The 19,108-nt window shown below is 51.0% G+C and carries 21 protein-coding genes, 3 tRNA genes and 3 pseudogenes; 16 read left to right on the forward strand and 11 right to left on the reverse strand.

What is annotated here, in order from left to right; all coding sequences use genetic code 11:
* Window positions 1–143: 143 nt before the first annotated feature.
* The 4 genes and pseudogenes from METAL_RS06550 to METAL_RS20575 form a co-directional block, all read right to left on the reverse strand.
* Complete coding sequence (locus METAL_RS06550) at window positions 144–413, reverse strand: transposase family protein (RefSeq protein WP_031431329.1); 270 nt, start codon at window positions 411–413, stop codon at window positions 144–146.
* A 103-nt stretch (window positions 414–516) separates the two neighbouring features.
* A pseudogene (locus METAL_RS22100) lies at window positions 517–1,032 on the reverse strand (IS630 family transposase); the annotation flags it as partial.
* A 96-nt stretch (window positions 1,033–1,128) separates the two neighbouring features.
* Window positions 1,129–1,380: a helix-turn-helix domain-containing protein gene (locus METAL_RS06555; protein WP_031431330.1), complete on the reverse strand. Its 252-nt coding sequence runs from the start codon at window positions 1,378–1,380 to the stop codon at window positions 1,129–1,131.
* A gap of 39 nt (window positions 1,381–1,419) precedes the next feature.
* Window positions 1,420–2,552 (reverse strand): IS630 family transposase gene (locus tag METAL_RS20575; protein ID WP_213069474.1). Its coding sequence is split into 2 segments (ribosomal slippage): window positions 1,420–2,120 and window positions 2,120–2,552, totalling 1,134 coding nucleotides; the frame shifts between segments, so codons are not numbered across the junction.
* Window positions 2,553–2,951: 399 nt separating this feature from the next.
* On the opposite strand from METAL_RS20575, the gene METAL_RS06570 reads away from it, so the two are divergent.
* Entirely contained in the window at window positions 2,952–3,479 is a 528-nt protein-coding gene (locus tag METAL_RS06570; RefSeq protein ID WP_005370801.1) for an integrase arm-type DNA-binding domain-containing protein, read from the forward strand.
* Window positions 3,460–3,801 (forward strand): annotated as a pseudogene (locus METAL_RS21485) (DDE-type integrase/transposase/recombinase); the annotation flags it as partial. The gene METAL_RS06570 and the pseudogene METAL_RS21485, both read left to right, overlap by 20 nt.
* A gap of 149 nt (window positions 3,802–3,950) precedes the next feature.
* Here the strand turns inward: METAL_RS21485 and METAL_RS06575 are convergent.
* On the reverse strand, window positions 3,951–4,913 hold the full coding sequence (locus METAL_RS06575) for an IS5 family transposase (RefSeq protein ID WP_005370803.1): 963 nt from the start codon (window positions 4,911–4,913) through the stop codon (window positions 3,951–3,953).
* A 23-nt stretch (window positions 4,914–4,936) separates the two neighbouring features.
* Here METAL_RS06575 and METAL_RS06580 point away from each other — a divergent pair, with 23 nt between their 5' ends.
* From METAL_RS06580 to METAL_RS20585, 3 genes and pseudogenes are all read left to right on the forward strand, one after another.
* Complete coding sequence (locus METAL_RS06580; RefSeq protein WP_051040351.1) at window positions 4,937–5,647, forward strand: reverse transcriptase domain-containing protein; 711 nt, start codon at window positions 4,937–4,939, stop codon at window positions 5,645–5,647.
* A gap of 58 nt (window positions 5,648–5,705) precedes the next feature.
* Window positions 5,706–6,071, forward strand: coding sequence for a group II intron maturase-specific domain-containing protein (locus METAL_RS06585; RefSeq protein ID WP_051040352.1), 366 nt, complete (start codon window positions 5,706–5,708; stop codon window positions 6,069–6,071).
* Between the two features lie 14 nt (window positions 6,072–6,085).
* A pseudogene (locus METAL_RS20585) lies at window positions 6,086–6,265 on the forward strand (IS3 family transposase); the annotation flags it as partial.
* Window positions 6,266–6,558: 293 nt separating this feature from the next.
* Here METAL_RS20585 and METAL_RS06590 read toward each other — a convergent pair.
* The 4 genes from METAL_RS06590 to csrA all read right to left on the reverse strand — a co-directional run bounded on the left by METAL_RS06590 (window position 6,559) and on the right by csrA (window position 7,115).
* Window positions 6,559–6,634 (reverse strand) — tRNA-Asn (locus METAL_RS06590).
* A 24-nt stretch (window positions 6,635–6,658) separates the two neighbouring features.
* Window positions 6,659–6,735: transfer RNA gene (locus tag METAL_RS06595), tRNA-Arg, on the reverse strand.
* Between the two features lie 80 nt (window positions 6,736–6,815).
* Window positions 6,816–6,908, reverse strand: a tRNA-Ser gene (locus tag METAL_RS06600).
* Between the two features lie 9 nt (window positions 6,909–6,917).
* Window positions 6,918–7,115: a carbon storage regulator CsrA gene (gene csrA / locus METAL_RS06605; protein WP_005370808.1), complete on the reverse strand. Its 198-nt coding sequence runs from the start codon at window positions 7,113–7,115 to the stop codon at window positions 6,918–6,920.
* Between the two features lie 331 nt (window positions 7,116–7,446).
* Here csrA and ettA point away from each other — a divergent pair, with 331 nt between their 5' ends.
* Window positions 7,447–9,114, forward strand: a complete 1,668-nt coding sequence (gene ettA, locus METAL_RS06610; protein WP_005370809.1) for an energy-dependent translational throttle protein EttA — start codon at window positions 7,447–7,449, stop codon at window positions 9,112–9,114.
* 344 nt (window positions 9,115–9,458) lie between these two features.
* Here ettA and METAL_RS21490 read toward each other — a convergent pair whose 3' ends face one another.
* Window positions 9,459–9,833, reverse strand: a complete 375-nt coding sequence (locus METAL_RS21490) for a type IV pilin protein (protein WP_281023980.1) — start codon at window positions 9,831–9,833, stop codon at window positions 9,459–9,461.
* A gap of 216 nt (window positions 9,834–10,049) precedes the next feature.
* On the opposite strand from METAL_RS21490, the gene METAL_RS06620 reads away from it, so the two are divergent.
* Genes METAL_RS06620 through METAL_RS06635 form a run of 4 tightly spaced genes read left to right on the forward strand, consistent with a single transcriptional unit; the run spans window position 10,050 to window position 13,715 of the window.
* Window positions 10,050–10,538, forward strand: a complete 489-nt coding sequence (locus METAL_RS06620; protein WP_005370812.1) for a GspH/FimT family pseudopilin — start codon at window positions 10,050–10,052, stop codon at window positions 10,536–10,538.
* Window positions 10,532–11,332, forward strand: coding sequence for a PilW family protein (locus METAL_RS06625; protein ID WP_005370814.1), 801 nt, complete (start codon window positions 10,532–10,534; stop codon window positions 11,330–11,332). The genes METAL_RS06620 and METAL_RS06625 overlap by 7 nt, the downstream gene beginning before the upstream one ends.
* 24 nt (window positions 11,333–11,356) lie before the next feature.
* Complete coding sequence (locus tag METAL_RS06630; protein WP_005370815.1) at window positions 11,357–12,466, forward strand: pilus assembly PilX family protein; 1,110 nt, start codon at window positions 11,357–11,359, stop codon at window positions 12,464–12,466.
* 19 nt (window positions 12,467–12,485) lie between these two features.
* Window positions 12,486–13,715, forward strand: a complete 1,230-nt coding sequence (locus METAL_RS06635) for a hypothetical protein (RefSeq protein ID WP_005370817.1) — start codon at window positions 12,486–12,488, stop codon at window positions 13,713–13,715.
* Between the two features lie 365 nt (window positions 13,716–14,080).
* Here METAL_RS06635 and METAL_RS21505 read toward each other — a convergent pair whose 3' ends face one another.
* On the reverse strand, window positions 14,081–14,209 hold the full coding sequence (locus METAL_RS21505) for a prepilin-type N-terminal cleavage/methylation domain-containing protein (protein WP_342633133.1): 129 nt from the start codon (window positions 14,207–14,209) through the stop codon (window positions 14,081–14,083).
* 783 nt (window positions 14,210–14,992) lie between these two features.
* Between METAL_RS21505 and pilV the strand changes: the two genes are divergently transcribed.
* From pilV to METAL_RS06665, 6 genes are all read left to right on the forward strand, one after another.
* Complete coding sequence (gene pilV, locus METAL_RS19865) at window positions 14,993–15,478, forward strand: type IV pilus modification protein PilV (RefSeq protein WP_005370819.1); 486 nt, start codon at window positions 14,993–14,995, stop codon at window positions 15,476–15,478.
* A complete protein-coding gene (locus tag METAL_RS06645) occupies window positions 15,475–16,347 on the forward strand; it encodes a PilW family protein (RefSeq protein WP_005370820.1) in 873 nt (290 codons plus the stop codon). Before pilV ends, METAL_RS06645 begins: the two co-directional genes overlap by 4 nt.
* Window positions 16,348–16,446: 99 nt before the next feature.
* Window positions 16,447–16,917 (forward strand): hypothetical protein, encoded by a 471-nt coding sequence (locus tag METAL_RS06650; protein WP_157203445.1) that lies wholly within the window; start codon window positions 16,447–16,449, stop codon window positions 16,915–16,917.
* A gap of 45 nt (window positions 16,918–16,962) precedes the next feature.
* Window positions 16,963–17,922 (forward strand): DUF4114 domain-containing protein, encoded by a 960-nt coding sequence (locus METAL_RS06655; RefSeq protein ID WP_005370822.1) that lies wholly within the window; start codon window positions 16,963–16,965, stop codon window positions 17,920–17,922.
* A gap of 96 nt (window positions 17,923–18,018) precedes the next feature.
* On the forward strand, window positions 18,019–18,486 hold the full coding sequence (locus METAL_RS19870; RefSeq protein WP_051040353.1) for a GspH/FimT family pseudopilin: 468 nt from the start codon (window positions 18,019–18,021) through the stop codon (window positions 18,484–18,486).
* A 181-nt stretch (window positions 18,487–18,667) separates the two neighbouring features.
* Entirely contained in the window at window positions 18,668–19,078 is a 411-nt protein-coding gene (locus METAL_RS06665) for a type IV pilin protein (RefSeq protein ID WP_051040354.1), read from the forward strand.
* The last annotated feature ends 30 nt before the right edge of the window (window positions 19,079–19,108 follow it).

The following is a 19,108-nucleotide window of genomic DNA, read 5'->3' on the forward strand; positions in this document are numbered from 1 at the left end:
ATAAGTAGTTTTTATTGCTAGCACCGGTCAATCAATGGGGTGCGTGGCCGAAAAATCGTCCGATTTTCGACGAGAAGCGGCCCCTGTGGGGCCGTTTTCACCCTTTGCCCCGGGGTTTTCCAGGACGCAGGACGGATGTCTCCCTAGGTCGGCCTCAACGCCTTCCGGATGGAGTAAAGATTGCCGAGGGCAAACAAGCGCACTTGGGTATAGCCGAATTGGCGCTTGACGATCCGGAACGGATGCTCGACCGCGGCTCGCAAAGGGGCCAGCATGCGGTTGCAAAGGGCTTGTTCCACCGGCAAGTCCTCGCCCTTCTTGCGCTTGAACGGAAACGCCCAGACCGGCTCGCCTTCCTGACGTTCCGCCGCCAAATTGCGGTCCTTGCGCGTATAGGCGCGATCGCCCAGCACGACCTGTTCCTCGCCACGTAAAACTGATTTTATAAGTTGAGCCAATACTTGCCATCAGATTGTGCACGGCTTCGAGCAATTGCTCCTTGGTCCAGGTGGCAAATCGGCGCCAGTGGTATTTGGCCTGCTTCCACACGATTTCGATCGGGTTCAGTTCCGGGCTGTAGGGCGGCAGATGCATCAACACCAAGCGATGATTGACCAACCCGTCGTCGAGTTTTTCCGGGTCAATGCCATGATGGATCGCGGCATTGTCCAGCACGACAATCGTCAGCGGCATCTGCTGCTCGCGTTGGGCGAGACGGTCGATTAATTCGACAACGGCCTGACGGCGGATAGACTGGGTGTGCACCTCATGCCAGACTTCCCCCGTAGCATAGTCCAAGACGCCCACGACATTCACCCGTTGGTGCGTGAGGCCGGCATCGGCCGTGTGCGGTTTGCCTTTGGGATTCCAGGCGCGCGGCACGTTGGGAATCGTGCAAAAGCCGCTTTCGTCCAGGTAAAACAGAGCGGTTTTGCCGGCGCGGGCGGCCTCGAACTGGACCGGACACCGGCTTTTTTTAAAGACAGCCGTGTACGCGTGAATGACAGTCCACGCGCCCGCAAGCCCGCCGATAAGCGGTCGAGACTAAAATCAGGCGCCTCCGGATGCGCCGCGTGGACTTGCCGGGCAATTTCCGCCAGGGTGGCAGGGGCAGCACGGGCTATCGCTTCAGCGGTATCCAGCAGGGCCGCCGCCTTGATGGCCCTCCAGCAGCCCCATCAGGCCTCGCGTGCGCCACGCTTTGCGCCAGTGATAAACGGTCGGCGGCGTGACACCGAGAATATCGGCCACTACCGGTAAAGGATGGCCTTTGGCCAACGCCAATACGCCCAAGGCCCGGCAGCGGAAATCCGCATACCGGTGATGGATGGAAAGCTCCTCCAAGGTGAGGCGTTCGGCGGCGTTTAATTCCAGGTTCATGACACGTTACCGGGATAGGCTCTTAGTAGTCCGCCAAGCTTATATTGCTGGATAGAGGGATTTTAATTTCACCCGAGCATTTTGAGTCGTAAACCGCCAATCCACACGAACGCCCCTCTGATTCCGTTGATCTTGCCAAGCCTTTATTTCACGCTTTAACGCGTCTTGATCGGGTATGCGCCGATTTAGGCATTGTCGAGCCATAACGCCAATTTCTATTTCTGCCATATCCAACCCACTGCCATGCTTTGGGGTATAGTGAATCTCAATCCGTTCCGCAATGCTGCGCGCTTCTTCCGGCTTGAATGCGGTATAAAGCGAACTGAGCTTATGAGTGTTCAGGTTATCCATCACCAAAACGATTTTCTTCTTTTCAGGGAAATGCTCATCGACTAACTCTTTGACAACCTGTGCCCAATCGGCTTGGGTATGATGATCGGTCACCTTGACCTGACGCCATCCGTCAAGCGGTGCAAACAGCATAAATAAATGGCTGACGCCGTTACGTTCATATTCAAAATCATATTTTCCGGGTTCGCCGGGTCTGGCTGGCAACGGGGTTCGTGTTTCTTTAATGTGTTGTTTACGGGTTTCATCCAGGCAAACCAACACCTCGTCGTCGGTATAGGTTCGCTGATACGTTTCCAAAACCTCTTCCATCGCACACACAAAATCGGCATTCGCTTGCGGGGGAATGCACCAACACTCCTTTAACCACGGTTTAAGCGCATTTTTTTTAAAGTGGTCCTCACCGTTTCATCACTGACTGAATCGACCAGCTTGCATTCAACCAGTTTGTCAGCCAACAATTGCATGCTCCATTCCGCTCGCCCCTCGGGAGGATTCGTACAGGCTGTGGCAACCAGAAAGGCTTCGGCGGCACCATCCAGCTTTTTCGAGCGGAAACGCGCCTGCACCTTTGGGTTGAGAGCGGATTCCAAGCCTTCTTCCACAAACCGCTGGCGAACGCGTTCGGCGCTGCTGGCACTGATGTTCAAAGCCTCTGCGATATCTTGATCTTTTTTGGCCGGCGTGCCTCCCGATTCATCACATTGCAAGAGTATTCGGGCGTGAGTGAGTTTTCGTGACGATGCGCGGCCTTTATTGAGAAACCCCATTAACTCACTTCGTTCGGTTTCAGTCAGTTTTACGCGATATTTTTTTGCTGGCATAGTTTAATTATTTTAAATTTCATTGGCTTGCTGCAGGAAATTAAAATATTACATTAACTATTTATCAAAGCAAGTTTGGTGCGCTACTAGATTCAGCTAACGACAATTTGAGAGTGGGGCACCTAAATTGTCCAAAGGACCGGAGTTTGACCGTAAGCAGGGCAAAAAAAGGCCTTGCATTTCTGCAAGGCCTTTACTTTATTTGGCTTTCCCGGACGGGTTCGAACCGCCGACCCGGTGATTAACGGTTACCCATCATGGCATTTTTTAAGCTATTGACTGACAATATAAATTCAATGCAAGCTATTGTTTATTATCGCATTACTCATTTCTTGACATTTCGCTAACATTCTCTAAAAATGCCTTAAATCTTGTTTCATTCTTGACCCAGAGGGCACTATGGCGGAAAAACTCAACTTCACTCAAAAGCGGATCGCAGAACTTCCGATACCGGAAAGCGGGCGTTTGGAATACTACGACAGCGGCTGCCCAAAATTGACTTGCCGGGTAAGCAGTACCGGCGTGAAATCATTCGTCCTGCTGAAATGGACGGGGCGGACGGCGCAGCGCGTCACTTTGGGACGCTTTCCTGATCTGACCGTCGATGATGCGCGGTGGATGGCGCGGGATGCGTTGGGCGAGTTTGCCCAAGGCGTCAACCCGACCGAAGAAAAACGCAAGCAACGCCACCGCAACATTACCCTGCAAGAATTGCTCGATAAGTATCTGGCCGACAAAACCGACTTGCGCGAAGCGTCCGTGCTGGACTATACCAAAAAGATCAAACAAGGCTTCCCCGACTGGCTCGATAAACCGATCAGCGAAATCACCCGTGATAAGGTGCTGGCACAGCGCACCAAGCTGACCGGCGGCCGGGATAACAAATTGCGCGTGCTGCGGCTGCTGAAAAACACGGCGGAGATTTAAAGCGACGACAAACTCCAAGCATAATCTTCCGGTTGTCGATAACCACTTGGATCGGCAATTTGCAGTACAGCGACCGAATCAGGTCTATGCGGGCGACATCACTTACATTCATACCCCGGAAGGTTGGTTGTATTGAGTGGTAGTCATCGATTTGTTTTCTCGGCAAATCGTTGGTTGGTCAATGGCCGAACAGATGCGGACCAAGCTGGTGAATGATGCGTTATTGATGGCCATTTGGAAGCGTAAACCGGCAAAAGGCCGACTCTGGCATACCGACCGAGGGAGCCAATATGCTTCCGAAAGCCACCGGGCATTACTAAGGAACCGCTGAACTAATCCAACTCCGAGCGTTCCCCCTCGACCTAAGCGTCGTTTTTTTAAAAAGTGCTTACCCGTTAATCAGATAATCCAAACTTGCTCGATTGTTATCACCGTCTACCGTGTTCGGGCACACGGTAGACGGATTTCGGCCTAGGCCGCCATCAACTGGCGGTGCAGCAAATACAAATTGGCCAAGCCCACCAGCCCATTGACTTGAGCGGTGTTTTTCTTCAACCCCCGGTAACGGGTCTTGCGAAAACCGAATTGGCATTTGATGATCCGGAAGATGTGCTCGACGCGCGCTCTGACCGATGCGTATTGGCGGTTGCGCTTACGTTGGCGGTTCGACAGGTTTTTGCCCGGTTTCCGCTTATCGTTGACACACCAGTTCAGCCCCAGATAGTGCGAGCCCTTCTTATAGTCGTCGCTGGTGTAGCCGGCGTCGGCAAAGATGGCTTGATCGTCTTCACGCAATAGCTTGGGCAATTCCACGATGTCGGCGGTATTGGCCGCCGTCACCGTCACGCGGTGGACCGCGCCTGACTTCACGTCGGCACCGACATGGATTTTCATCCCGAAATACCATTGGTGGCCTTTCTTGGTTTGGTGCATGTCCGGGTCACGCTGCTGCGCTTGGTTCTTGGTCGAGCTGGGAGCATGAATAATCGTGGCATCCACCATTGTGCCTTTGGAGACCAACAGGCCGCGTTCCTTCAAATAATGGTTGATCGTCGCCAACAGCACTTCAGTCAGCTTGTGCTTTTCCAACCAATGACGGAAGTTGAGGATCGTCGTTTCGTCCGGCAGCGCTTCGGTGACGCTGCCGAAGCCGGCAAAACGGCGAATGCTGTCGATTTCATATCGTGCGTCTTCCATCTGGCGGTCCGAGTAGCTGAACCATTGTTGCATGCAGTAAATGCGCAACATGCGATTCAAGGCCATCGGTTGCCTCCCGCGCCGACCGCTTTGCGGATAATGCGCTTCGAGCTGGGCTAACAATAACGCCCACGGCACCACTGGCTCCATTTCCGACAGAAATTTTTCCCGTCGGGTTTGGCGCTTTTTGCTGCTGTATTCGAGTTTGGCAAAACTGCTTTGCGTCGGTGTGTTCATCGGCTTGTCCTGGCTGCGGTCTGATGCCTCTATTATCTCATCTGGCGGCCGGAGATTTAATCAGCGCTTCCTTAAAGAACAATCTGTATAAGCTATGGAATCGGTTGTCATCGGGCAGCTATTTTCCTCCGCCGGTAAAACGCGTCGAAATTCCCAAGGCGAACGGCAAGTTGAGGCCCCTGGGTATCCCGACCATCGCCGATCGAATCGCGCAGGCGCGGCAACGCTGCTGGCGGGATGACTGGGTGCTGGACATGGACATCCGCGGTTTCTTCGATGCGTTGGATCATAACTGGGTTATGAAGGCGGTTGCCAAGTACACCGGCTGTAGATGGACATTGCTGTACACCGAACGCTGGTTAAAGGCCGATGTGGTACTGCCGAGTGGAGAGCGGCTAAGCCGCGAGAAAGGCACGCCGCAGGGCGGCGTCATCAGTCCGTTACTGGCCAATATCTTTCTGCATTTGGTCTTCGATCAATGGATGCAAAGGCACTTTCCATGTATCCATTTCGAACGCTATGCCGACGATATTGTGGTGCATTGCCGGAGTGAGAGTCAGCTGAAAATGATCGCGCATCAAATCAGGCGGCGGTTTACCCAGTGCGGTCTTGAACTCTGCGAGGAGAAAACCAAGATCGTGTACTGTAAGGACTCAAACCGAAGGGGAAGCTATCCAAATCAGAGCTTCGATTTTCTGGGGGTACACCTTCAGACCCAGAAGCGTTCGCGATAGCAACGACAGGTTCTTTGTCAGCTTTTCACCGGCCGTCAGCCGTAAAGCGCTGAAAGCTATGAGAGCAAAGCTGAAAGGACATCCGTTGATAAAAGCGGGCTACCCTCGAAGCATTGAGGAGCTGGCTAGGGTCATTAATCCGATCATCCAGGGATGGATCGCTTATTACGGCAGGTTTAGAAAATCGGCCATGTCGGCCATTTATAGCTATATCAACGACAAACTCTTGAACTGGATACGGCGGAAATTCAAACCGCTAAAGCGCCGGAAATGGCGTGCCGGTCAATGGTTGCGGGAGCTCTACCGACAAAATCCGACGTTATTTGCACATTGGCGCGTTTGGCTGAATAACAAGAGCCGTATGAATCGAGAGGTTCACGTACGATTCCTTGGGCAGCTGAAGGGGGAGGTTCCCTTCGGCTGACTCGACCCGTCTCGGAAAGCTTCTTTCATACCTTGAAAACTGAGCTGATTCATCATCAGACTTTTTGTAATCGGGATGACGCTAGGCAGGCTGTGTTTGAATATATCGAAGTGTTTTATAACCGCGAGCGACTCCATTCTGCCAACGGCTATTTGTCGCCCGTAGACTACGAATTGCAGCAAAAAGCTGCTTAACCGTGTGTCCGGTAAAGTGTTGACACATCATGACGCCACTGGTAACGAGGCCGGTACACGTCGGGCACAATTTCAAAAACGGATAAAGATAGATGCCGAGGTACGCAGCCGGTACGTGCCGACAATGGTGAAGTTTCCCCAAGGGTTCCGTACTGACGGAGTGGGAGTTTTTGCGAAGAGAGGAAGGACAACAGCAATCGCTCTTATTTGTTCCCAAACTTGCCCCGGCATTGACCCGAAAAATTCAGGCAATAAAAAAGGGCTTAGATTTTCGTCTAAGCCCTTGATTTATTTGGCTCCCCCGGACGGGCTCGAACCGCCGACCCGGTGATTAACAGTCACCTGCTCTACCGACTGAGCTACAGGGGAATGAATGTCGATAAAATTGCTAATTGGCGCGCCCGGAGAGATTCGAACTCCCGACCGCTCGGTTCGTAGCCGAGTACTCTATCCAGCTGAGCTACGGGCGCCTAATTTATTTTCCCATTATCCTTGGTTTTTATCTCTTTGTCAACAAATCCCTTTGTATTTTTATGAGTAGTTTAAAACGTGGCGGAGAGAGAGGGATTCGAACCCTCGATGGGCTTTATAGGCCCATACTCCCTTAGCAGGGGAGCGCCTTCAGCCTCTCGGCCATCCCTCCAGATCGGTTTTAATTTGAGTTGTCTGTATCAGTAGATTCAGCTTGCTCTTTTTTGATGCGTTCGTAGATTTCTTCCCTGTGAACAGAGACTTCTTTCGGCGCATTAACTCCGATGCGTACTTGATTGCCTTTGACTCCAAGCACTGTGACGGTTACGTCATCACCTATCATTAATGTCTCACCTACCCGACGAGTCAAGATAAGCATAGCCTCTCTCCCTAATCACATTGAAAACTCACTGTTCTTCACAGCATCCAACTCATAAGCGGAAATTATAACATCAATTTTTGATAATTGAAAATCTAATCGGACATCTTTTCATTGTGGCGGGTTTTTTGCATACAATCTTTCCTTTGCACTTTTTTCGGTTGCTTTTTTACGTTTTTTCTGAAGACATTGAAAAACTGAAAGTATCCCAATAGTATGTTTGGAGGGATGGGCAGCGCTTTAGCGGGCAGCCGGGTTACCTCCCCACAAGAAACATGGGATAATTCGCCCTCATCGAACCTCTTTTCCCCACTTGCACTTTAATAATAAAATGGCGCAATACATCTATTCAATGAATCGGGTCGGAAAAATCGTTCCGCCCAAGAAATACATCCTGAAAGACATCTCGCTGTCATTCTTTCCCGGCGCAAAGATCGGCGTTTTGGGCTTGAACGGTTCCGGTAAATCGACGTTGTTAAAAATCATGGCCGGCATCGACAAGGAAATCGAAGGCGAAGCGATTCCCCAAAAGGGCATTTATATCGGCTATCTTTCGCAGGAGCCGCAACTGGATCCGAACAAGAGCGTGCGCGGCAACGTCGAAGAAGCGGTCGCGGACATCAAGGCCGTTCTGGACCGCTTCAATGAAGTGAACAATGCGTTCGCGGATCCCGATGCCGATTTCGATGCACTGTTGGCCGAGCAGGCCGAGCTGCAGGAAAAAATCGAGGCGGCCGGCGCTTGGGAACTGGACAGGAAGCTCGAAATCGCTGCCGACGCCTTACGCTTGCCGGATTGGGATGCCGATGTAACGAAATTGTCGGGCGGTGAAAAACGCCGGGTCGCACTTTGCAGGCTGTTGCTTTCCAACCCGGATATGCTGCTTTTGGACGAGCCTACCAACCATCTGGACGCCGAATCGGTCGCCTGGCTGGAACGTTTCCTGCACGATTATCCCGGCACCGTGGTGGCGGTGACGCACGACCGCTACTTCCTGGACAATGTCGCCGGCTGGATTCTGGAGCTCGACCGGGGCGCGGGCATTCCGTGGGAAGGCAATTATTCGAGCTGGCTGGAGCAGAAGGAAAAACGTCTGGAGCAGGAAGAAAGGCAGGAAACTTCCCGCCAGAAAGCGATGAAGGCCGAATTGGAATGGGTGCGCTCGAATCCGAAGGGGCGCCATGCGAAAAGCAAGGCCCGTCTGGCGCGTTTCGAAGAGTTGTCCTCGGTCGAGGTGCAAAAACGCAACGAGACTCAAGAAATCTATATTCCGCCGGGACCTCGCCTCGGCGATGTGGTGATTCATGCCGACCATATCGGCAAAGGGTTCGGCGACCGGTTGTTGATCAGCGAGCTGAGCTTCAAACTACCGCCCGGCGGTATTGTCGGCATCATCGGCCCGAACGGGGCCGGTAAGACCACTTTGTTCAGAATGATGGCAGGGCTGGAAAAACCGGATTCGGGGACTTTGACGATTGGCCAGACCGTGCAGTTGTCGTATGTCGATCAGCTGCGCGATGATATGAATCCGAACCATACGGTCTTCGAAGAAATCTCGGACGGGCTCGATGTCATCACCGTCGGCAAATACGAAACACCGTCGCGCGCGTATGTGGGGCGTTTCAATTTTAAGGGCGCGGATCAGCAGAAGCGGATAGGGGACTTGTCCGGCGGCGAGCGTAACCGGGTGCATCTGGCCAAGCTGTTGAAAAGCGGCGGCAACGTGTTGCTGCTGGACGAGCCGACTAACGATCTGGACGTCGAAACGCTGCGTGCGCTCGAAGAAGCTTTGTTGGCTTTCCCCGGTTGCGCGGTGGTCATCTCGCACGACCGCTGGTTTCTGGACCGGATCGCGACGCACATTCTGGCGTTCGAAGGCGATAGCCAGGTGGTCTGGTTCGAAGGCAACTATCAGGACTACGAAGCCGACCGGCATCGCCGTTTGGGCAGCGACGCGGACAATCCGCACCGTATCAAATACAAAAAATTGAGCCAGTGAACGCTTTATAATAGCTGAAGCTTGGTTCTGCAAGGTTTCCACACGCGGCGCTCATCGTGATACGCCTCGGCTAGCTTGATCCAATCGACGACGGACCGGCAGGCGTTCAAAGCCAGCTTTGAGCTCCACTACTTGAGTTTTGCAGGACCGGGTATAATGATGGGCACGCGGCTTGGGAACCGGTTGACGGAAGAATCCCGGCGTTTCGAGCTTGGGCTACATTCTTCTATTTATGCCCTTTGGATACGTAACGCACGGGAACGACGATAGGGGATGTAGTACGGCTTACGGCTAGGCCGAGGATTATCGAAGGGCTATGTAATGATACATAGGACTGCACGGGGCTATTTTTTCCAGCAATCGGCGCTTGCATAGCCCGTATAGTCTTTCCCGTCCTGATTTACGGCAAACGTGCCGCAAGTAGAATCGGTAAACGGGCTTCTGGGCGTTGCTGTTAGGGTGTAGGTCGTCGCATTCGGCGTTCCGGTAATGGCAACCGTGTAGTAGCCATCGGGCGATGTACCGGAAACGCCGATGGCATCGAGCGAGGCGCTGTAGGCGGTATGTGTCGTCCGGTATTTTTCCTGAGCCATCTGCGCGCTCAACAAAGCGGATTTACCGTCGGCGCGCTTGGCTTGTTTGACATACTCCGTATAAGCGGGATAGGCGATCGATGCGAGAATGCCGATAATGGCGATGGCAATCATCAATTCGATCAATGTAAACCCTGCAAGTCGCCTGAAAGTGTCCATTCATTTACCTTTATTAGACTGTTTATTCGCACAAGCATAGCACAACAGTCTATAGTTATCGTGGAAATGGGCCGGCGAATAAATAAGCGTCATCGTGCAGGCGATGGCCCCTCTGTTTAAGCGCTTGGGTATAGAAAATACCTTCGCGGCAATTGATTGAAATTAAAGAATAGGTAGGGCGACATGAAAAAATTGGGGAATTCCGGCTTTACGCTGCTCGAGCTCATGATAGTCATCGCCATCGTCGCCATTCTGGCAGCGATGGCTGGGCCTTCGTTTAATGCCACCCTCGAAAAGCAGCGTCTCATTAGTGCGGCGGAAGCGATGCTGGCCGACCTGCGTTGGGCGCGTGCCGAAGCCATCGTGCGCAATCAAAAAATCAGAGTCACGTTTACCACCGGCGGCGCATGGAGTTACGCCATCCGGGTCGGCCCTGGCGGCAGCAACACCCTGCTCAAAACCGTCAACGGCAGCGACTTTCCCGCGACCACCTTGGCCTCGGCCAGTTTTGCCGGCGGCGTTGCCTATACTACTTTCGATCCGATACGTGGCATTAATCCCAACAATGGTACCGCCACGATCACTTCCAATCACTTCAGCGTCGGCGTCAAGGTCAGCACGTTAGGCCGGGCGCGGATTTGCGGCTCAATCGGAGGCTACGAAGCATGTTAACGCACCGTAAAGGGCAAATCGGTATCTCATTGGTCGAACTGCTGATCGGCATGTTGGTTGGCTTGATCGTTGTCGCCGGTGGCCTCAGTATTTTTACTGCCTCGGTCAGAGGGCAGGCCGACAATGTCAAACTCTCCCGCTTGAACCAGGACATGCGTGCCATGATGGATATCATGGTGCGCGATATTCGGCGTGCGGGTTTTGTGACGTCCGATCCGGACACCAATTTAGATTCATTGCGGAATAATCCTTTTTTTGATGACACAATCACCGATCTGGCCGTGTATAACGACGGCAGTTGCATCGTTTATACCTACAATCGTAATAATGACAGTCCGCCCGACGTCGGCAGTAATGAATACTTTGGGTTCCGTTTGAGCGATGACGGCAAACTGGAAATGCGCAGAAGCGGCAGCACCAACGAGAACTGCACTAACAGCGCCTGGGAGTCCATCACCGAAGTGGAGGTGGAAATTACCGGATTGACGTTCGCGCTGACTTCGACGGAGCTCAATGTGACCAGCATGACCAACGACGACGACGGCGACGGCATCATGGAAGCCTCCGATTCCGACGGTATCCCGTACGGCGACGATAACAATAACGGGGTTTGCGACACCGGCGAAGTTTGCAATATTTGTACCCGCGACGGCAGCCCCGCCCCCGCCTGCCTGTATGTCCGCAATGTCACAATTACCTTGACCGGCCGTTTGCACGACGATCATGCGGTCACCCAAACCATCGTCGAGCAGGTGCGGGTGCGCAACGACAAATATCTGGCCGCCGTTCCTTAACCGCCTCGTTTCCTGGAGTTAGCCATGAAGTTTCCGAACCGCAATCCCAAGGCCCGCCAGCGGGGCGCCGTTACTTTGATCGTGGCGCTGATGTTGGCGATCGTGATGGCTGTTGTCTCTGTGACCACGGCGCGAACCGGTCTGATGGAGCAAAAGATCACTGGCAACGATCTGCGTGCCCGCGAAGCGCAGGAAGCGGCCGAAGCCGGGCTGGAATACGGCGTGGCCTGGGCGCAAAAGAATACCATTCCGAATGCCGTGACCTGTTCCTCGGGCTCCTTGCCGACGGGATGTCCGACGGCACTGAGCATGGTCACTGGTTCGTCGACCGGCGAGAGCTATAGCTTTACGCTGACTTTCACGAAAAAAATAATTGCGAACAAGACTTACATTAAAGTCGAATCGTCCGCCGAGGGGGTTAATGATTCTACTATTGCCGCAATATCCGAGGCATGGGTTACACAAACAAACTATTTGACTATAAAAGGGCAAGCCGCTCCTCCTTTTGTAATCAATGGCAGTTTAGCCAATGTCACCGGAAATCCGGATATTGATTCGGGTAGCCCTCCGGGAACGGCGATCATAACATCGCAGCCTGTGAGTGCGATTGATACGGGGTTTTTTAACAAACATCCGCCGCCAAGTCTTGGATCTGTCGTGAGTGATAATACTTTTCCGGGCACATCGACACCGGCATGGGATTATCTTTTTACGGTTACTTTAAGTACCGCGACCCATATCGCCATGACCAATGAGTATAACTATCCTGCTCATTCGTTACCCGCCACTCCGGGGGAAGAGAAAGAGCCATTTTATGTATGGGATAGCGATTCTCATATTAGCGGTAATTTTGGTTCGGCAACTCGCCCCGTCGTCATTATTATCCAGAACGGCAGATGCCCTAAAATTCAAGGAAATGTCACGATTTACGGTTTTGTCTACTTTTCTGCGACATGTAGCGATCAAGGCTGGGGAAATGCGACTATTCATGGAACGATTGTTTCGGAAGGAAATATTACCAAGGTAACCGCTAATTCAAAACACATCGGTAATGGTATTGGTGGCGGCGGTAACGACGTCAGCAGTTTTATTGAAGACGCTACCCGCATTCCCGGCACCTGGAAAGACTTTTGATTTTTTAAGGGGAATCGCCATGAAGAAATTATTGCCTGCCTCGTTGCGAGGTTTCTTCCTGTTGGAAGCGTTGATCGCCGCGCTGATCGTGGCGGTGGCGATGCTGGGGATGGCCAAGCTGCAAGGACTGACCCTGATCAGCAGCGGCGACAGCCGCATGAAAACCCGTGCCTTGAATTTGTCGCAGGACAAAATCGAACAACTGCGCGGCTTTGCCAATCAGGATACTTACGAAGGCATGATTTCGGGCAACGATACCCCGATGGCCGAAGGAGGCGACAGCAGCGCTTTCAGCCGGGCCTGGGTAATTTCGGACTGCCCTAATTCGGTGAAGTGTAAACAGATCAGCGTGACCACGACCTGGGTGGATGTCAAGGGCGTTACCCAGACCGTGCAGTTAACATCCTACATCGCCGGCGACCAGCCCGTGAAAGGCGGTATCGTACTGGCGGCGGCGAGTACTCCTAGCCCGACGCCTGATCCGACACCCGATCCGACACCCGATCCGACACCCGATCCGACGCCCGACCCGACGCCCGACCCGACGCCCGATCCGACACCCGATCCGACACCCGATCCGACACCCGATCCGACACCCGATCCGACGCCCGATCCGACGCCCGACCCGACGCCCGACCCGACGCCAGGAGGAAACGCGTGTACGGGGCTGATTACGGCAGGCATTATCGCGGGCGATTATGTAAGCCAAAAGCGGCTTACATTGGGTGCGCGTCTGCAGATCGACACAAACCCTCTGGCTGTTTGCACAGTGGTGTCGGTTGGCCTTAGTAACCCGCTCGATTTATTGTCTCTGGGAAAGAAAGGTACCTATATTTGCAGTCTGGAAGACTTAAATCCCGCTATTGTCGGGCTTGACATCGGCGGCAATAAAGTCGACTTAAGCGTTAATCTGGCGCTCAACGATCTGCCGCTACAAGGCGTGATAGGGCCGGTGGAATCGCTTCTCAGAAGCCTTCTGCCGCTGCCGCCCGATCTGGTTTGCGTCAAAGCCAACGTCGCGCTCCCTATTCAATTGGATGCGAATGCGCAGGTAAACATTCAAGAGCTCTGCTTGGTCCCTAACATTATTGGAAAAACAGAGGTTCAAGCAACGCAACTTTTAAATAACGCGGGTTTCAAAAACGTTAAGATAACCGGAAGTTCAAACTTTACAATCCAAACCCAGGATTTGCTTGCAGGTTCTAAAGCCAACTGCGATGTGAAAGTAACGGCTAAGTTAGGTAAGTGACTTTCCTTGGCCTTAATATTGCGAAGGTTCCAATCGACAGCGGACCGGCAGGCGGCCAAAGCTGGCTTGGGATCACGCCTAAAATACGCCGTTCAACGCCAGCTTTGAACTCCACTGCTTGAGTTTTGCAGGACGGGGTATAACGGCGAGCGCGCGGCATGGGAACCGGCTGAAGGAAGTCCGGCGGTTTCGAGTCGTCGGAGCGGCTTAAGCGGCATTCCCATAATGATGCCCTTTGGATACGCAACGCGCGGGAATGACGATAGGGGATGGAGTACGGCCTACGGCTAGACCGGGAGGCGCTGTAGGCGGTATGCGTCGTCCGGTATTTTTCCTGGGCCATCTGCGCGTTCAACAAAGCGGATTTACCGTTGGCTCGCTTGACATGCTCCGTATAAGTGGGATAAGCGATCGATACCAGGATACCAAATAATAGCGACGGCGATTATCAGTTCAATCAAGGTAAATCCAACAAATCGTCTAAAAATGTTCAATTAAGTCACCCTTTTAAGCTATTCATTCACACAAGCAGCGCACAACCGTCTATAGTTATTGTGGAAATGGGTCTGTGAATAAATAAGCGCCATCGTACAGCCGATAGCTTCTGTTTAATCGCTTGTTTATAAAAAATACCTACTCGGTAATCCATTGAAATTTAAGAAATCAGGTAGGGGCGACATGAAAAAATGGAGGAGTTCCGGCTTTACGCCATTCGAGTTTACGATGGTCATCACCATCGCGTTTAACACCATCCTTTCCCGGCTCACTGTGGTCATTTTGGCGCGCTCCCCGTTGGTTTTTCGACCGGATCGCGAGCCTATTCTGGCGTTTGAAGGTGACACTAGGTGGGCGCTATCACGACTGCAAAGCCGGCAGGCATCGCCGTCTGGACAGCGGCGCGGATCAGCGGGAGCAGATTAAATAGAGAAATTGGGCCAATGAACGCTTTATTTCGCGCGGTATTCCTGCGCAGAGCGCGGGAGTGTGAAAGCAAAATGCTTCGGCGCAAGCTGCGGGCCGAAAACCGCAGCAGTTTAGAGGTTTTTTTATAGAGTGATAACTTTGTCGCAGAAAGATTTTGATAAAAATAGCAGAATCTGTCTACCTTATAACGATATAACCGGCCTTTTGAAGATTTAATTTTATTCAGCCTAATTCTTATTAAAAACCCTTAATATTATTTGGGTTCCAAATCAAACTGAAATTAAGAACTTCAAGGAAGGCCGGAGCGGTAAAGTTAAATCTGGCTCCACAATAGCACATCGGGTGTATTAATTATGCTTGTACTCGGTTTTCGCCGCCTCAATGGTTTTACGCTTATCGAAATTTTAGTTGCTATGGTGATTTTGGCTTTAGGTTTGTTGGGGCTGGGCGCACTGCAAATGTTGTCGATCAGGAACAGTCAGGACGCTTATTTGTATAGCCAGGCAATGGCGCTAAGCTATGAAATGGCAGACCGCATTCATGCCAATGCCTCTGCATGGAATACCGATACTCTACCGACAGCGGCCAATAGCTGCGAGGATAATTGCAACAGTGCTGCCCAGTCTTGCAGTATAAGCGTCATGGCATCATACGATTACTGCGTTTGGATGGAAAAAGCTAAAGCCCAATTGGGTCCGGCAGCTTTGGTAGAGGTTGGTATTAGCCCTGTGTCGGGTAGCGATGTTTGCACAGGAACTTCCGCGATGCGTTGCCTAACGCTGAGTTGGACCAGCGGTAGCCAAAGTAGCGCAAAATTCGAACTGGAACTGCAGCCATGAAGAATTGGCAAACAGGGGCGACGTTGATCGAATTAATGATCAGTCTAGTATTGGGTCTGGCGTTGATCGCGAGTATCAGCAGCCTGTTTTTGCAAATGCAAAAAATCAATCGTAGCCAGCGAGCGCTTAACAATATGACAGACGATGCCCGTTATGTTCAGGAAATACTGCAAAAAGAAATTCGTCGCACGGGCGGCTTACGCAGCAGAATGGATAATGACGGAATTATCAGCAGGGTGTTCCTCGATGAAGACGTAATTGAAATACCGGATACCGGCATTTCTTTTGATTTGAATGCTGCAGAATATGTTAAAGGAGTTAGCCAGGATAATCCGGCGAATGATGCCTTCGTCATTCGTTATCAGCTGCTTGATGCTGATGATTTAAGTCCGGCCAATCTTAGCAACAGTAGTTCGCCCTGTACGGTGAATAGCCTGCTGGATACGGGAGAAGACCCCGCGGAGGCGGTACATGTGGTAAGAATTTATTTTTTCGTTAACAACGGCAGCCTGCTTTGCACTTCCCAACGTTCGGTCGCTGGAGTATGTAATACCGATTCCGGCAAAAACTGCGCCCTAACAGATATGCCAGTCACTTTGATAGAAAACGTCCAAAGTTTGACAGTTCTCTACGGCATTGATGCGGACGCTGATCATGCCGCCAATTATTATGCCGAAGCAGCTGGCGTTGAGCCGGACGTATGGCAAAACGTGGTTAGCATGCGGTTATCGGTAGTATTAAAAAGCGAAAATACGCATTTGGTTCAACAAGTACGTCCCTATAAGGTAGAAGAAACAGAGATTACGCCGAGTGATCACAGTTTGTATCGCGTGTTTACTACCACTATTGCTTTACGTAATCAGCTATGAAGGAAAAAAATGCTATTAAGATCGCTCAATATTCAACGCGGCGCAGTTTTAATATTCAGCTTGTGTATGCTGTTATTGTTGACATTGGTTACTGTAAGCATGATTCAGCAAAATAGAATACAGCTTGCCATTACAAACAATGTTGGCGAACAAATCAAAACTTTTTCGCGCACGGAAATGGTCTTGGATGTAGCGGAAGCCATTATTGAAACCAGTCGCAAGCCTAATAAAGACGATCCTACCAGGCCTGACGAACAGGATGACTGTGGGATTAGTGGCCGACTATTCGAAAACAGCGAATTGACCCTGCCCGAATCAATTCCGGCCACTGCAACAATCAAAGCAGTTTTTTGTGTCGTCAACAGCTTCGAATACCGCTGTGTTGGCGAAAACAGCTATACAGCCCATAAGAGCGATTCTGCAGAGAATGTTACTGCCTGCGCCAGACTAGCGAATGCACAATGTCCTACGGAGGTATACATCTTAGACGTTACTTTGATCAATAGTAATACGGGCGCTGAACGGGCTATTCGATCCAAATACGCAGTAGGCTGCTCGGTGTTTGCTTAAAACGGCTACGCTCTTCCATTCATTTAACTCACAGAGGTGAATATTATGAACATGCAAAAGAAAATCTTGACTTTGACCCTAAGTGGAGTGTTAGTGGCTCTGAGTGTTGAACAGTCGGCTCTAGCCAGAGGCGGCAGCTCTAGCGGCAAAGTCTGGACTTATCTGAAGTCTTACAACTCTACCAATTACGATACCAATACCGGCAAACCCAAAAAACTGGCGTCAGGTTGCACCGTGCCCGACGGCATCATGGACAAGGTATTGAGGCTATTGCCTGAAGGTAATGCGCTGGCTATTGATTCTCCTTTATTTACGGAAGACACCCAAGCAAACATCCTGCTAAAAAAAGACGCCAATATCAAAGTAGCCTTTGTTGGTGAGGGAGCGGGCTACACCAATGCACTGGGTTTCTTTAGTTTCGACAAAACCAAGCTGACCAGTTTGACCAGTTCCTCTATCGTTGAAAAAATCGTATTCCCAAACTTTTCTGCGAAAAACTCAGGAGGCGATTTATCGCTTGGCGATACCGTCGATTTAGGTACAATCGCAGCCGGAAAGGGAGTCGGTTTTACGGTAGTATCGAATGGTTGGCAATCCAACCAGGTAAGATCGGATCGTACCGACAACCAGATATTTCGCACTGTTAAAAATCTTAATCCGGAGCCTAGCAGCCAAAAGCTGAATTACCATACCGTATTATTGTCGGATCCTGAATCGAAAGTTTTAGTTATCAGCATCGAAGACCTTAACCGTCAAAGTAGTTCGTACAACGATAATGGCTATGTTTCCGATAACGACTTCAACGATGCCATATTGGCAATCTGTGTCGATCCCTTCGACGCTATAGAGGGTGTCGATACGTTGATCAACATAGATACCGGTACTGAGGGAACATCCCCTACAGAAACTGATCCTACTCCTGATGGAACGGATGGAACTGAGAAGATCAAAGGTGCTGGTGGACGCCAAAGCTGGAGTGAACGTACCGTACCATCTTCCATGTAAGCCTTGTGGGCGATACGGTGAAGATCGCCAAAGTCGAGTTTTCTATTGTTTTAAAAGACAAATAGGCGTAGAAAATATTAATGTCATAAAGTTTAAATGTCTGCCTTGCTCATGGGTAACTCTAATTCAATATTTACACAAGGTTTTACTCTATTGGAACTGTTGGTAGTTGTTGCCATCATGGGTATTACCTTGGCTATTGGCGTACCTAGCTTGCAGTCTTTTATCGTCGACAATCGTTTAACAACATCGGCCAATGACATGCTTACTGCTTTGCAGGCCGCGCGTAGTGAAGCTACCAAACGTGTTAAATTTGCGGGCGTATCGATTAACGGTAATTCTTGGGAAGTCTTTGTGGAGAGTCAGGACAATGTAGTGCAACGATACAAGACTGCTACTAACATAAGTGTGGCGGTTGAGGGGAATTCCAATCCTATTTTCCGTCCGGAAGGTCGTTTAAATTCTGTGAATGTTATCACGATGACTTTTACCTCGACCGTTGGCTCCGCACAACGCACATTAACCATTGCCCCTTCGGGGAAAATTAAAATAACCAACCCGTAATTCAATGTCGTTAAGATAAGCCAATCCGGTCGCTTGATGGATTGGCAAAGCTCGCTTTGTCAATCGCCTTGATGAGTTGCAAAGCCAGCTTTGCAACTCTTTGGGGGAGCTAAACTTAACGGCATTGACCCGTAACCTGAATGGCAAAACTATTTAGGATATTCGCATCACGTTTAATTCAATGTTTATGAGAGCTTCTTTTCAAGGATTTACATTAATTGAGGCAATGATCACTATGGCAATCATTGGCATACTAGCCAGCATAGCCTATCCCACTTATATCGAACATATTAAAAAAGCCAAACGCGCCGAAGCACAAGCGGCACTTGTATCTCTCGCAAGCGCGATGGAATTATGGAAATTGAACAGTAATGGAGTCTATACGGATGGAGTCAACGATCCGACAGCGGCAGACATTCTCTCCGATCAAGTCCCCGTTTCTGGCGGAACTAAAATATACAGTTTGGAGATTGCTACTGTAACAGCCAGCGCTTACACTTTGAAAGCCACTTCCGTTGATGGTGACCGATGTGATGCGTTGACTTATACCAGCGCGGGCGAAAAAGGAGGAGGGGAACCGGATTGCTGGTAATTTGTACCGGGAGACCCAGGGCAATCGCCC

It is taken from the genome of Methylomicrobium album BG8 (genome assembly GCF_000214275.2).
GTDB classification, from domain to species: domain Bacteria; phylum Pseudomonadota; class Gammaproteobacteria; order Methylococcales; family Methylomonadaceae; genus Methylomicrobium; species Methylomicrobium agile.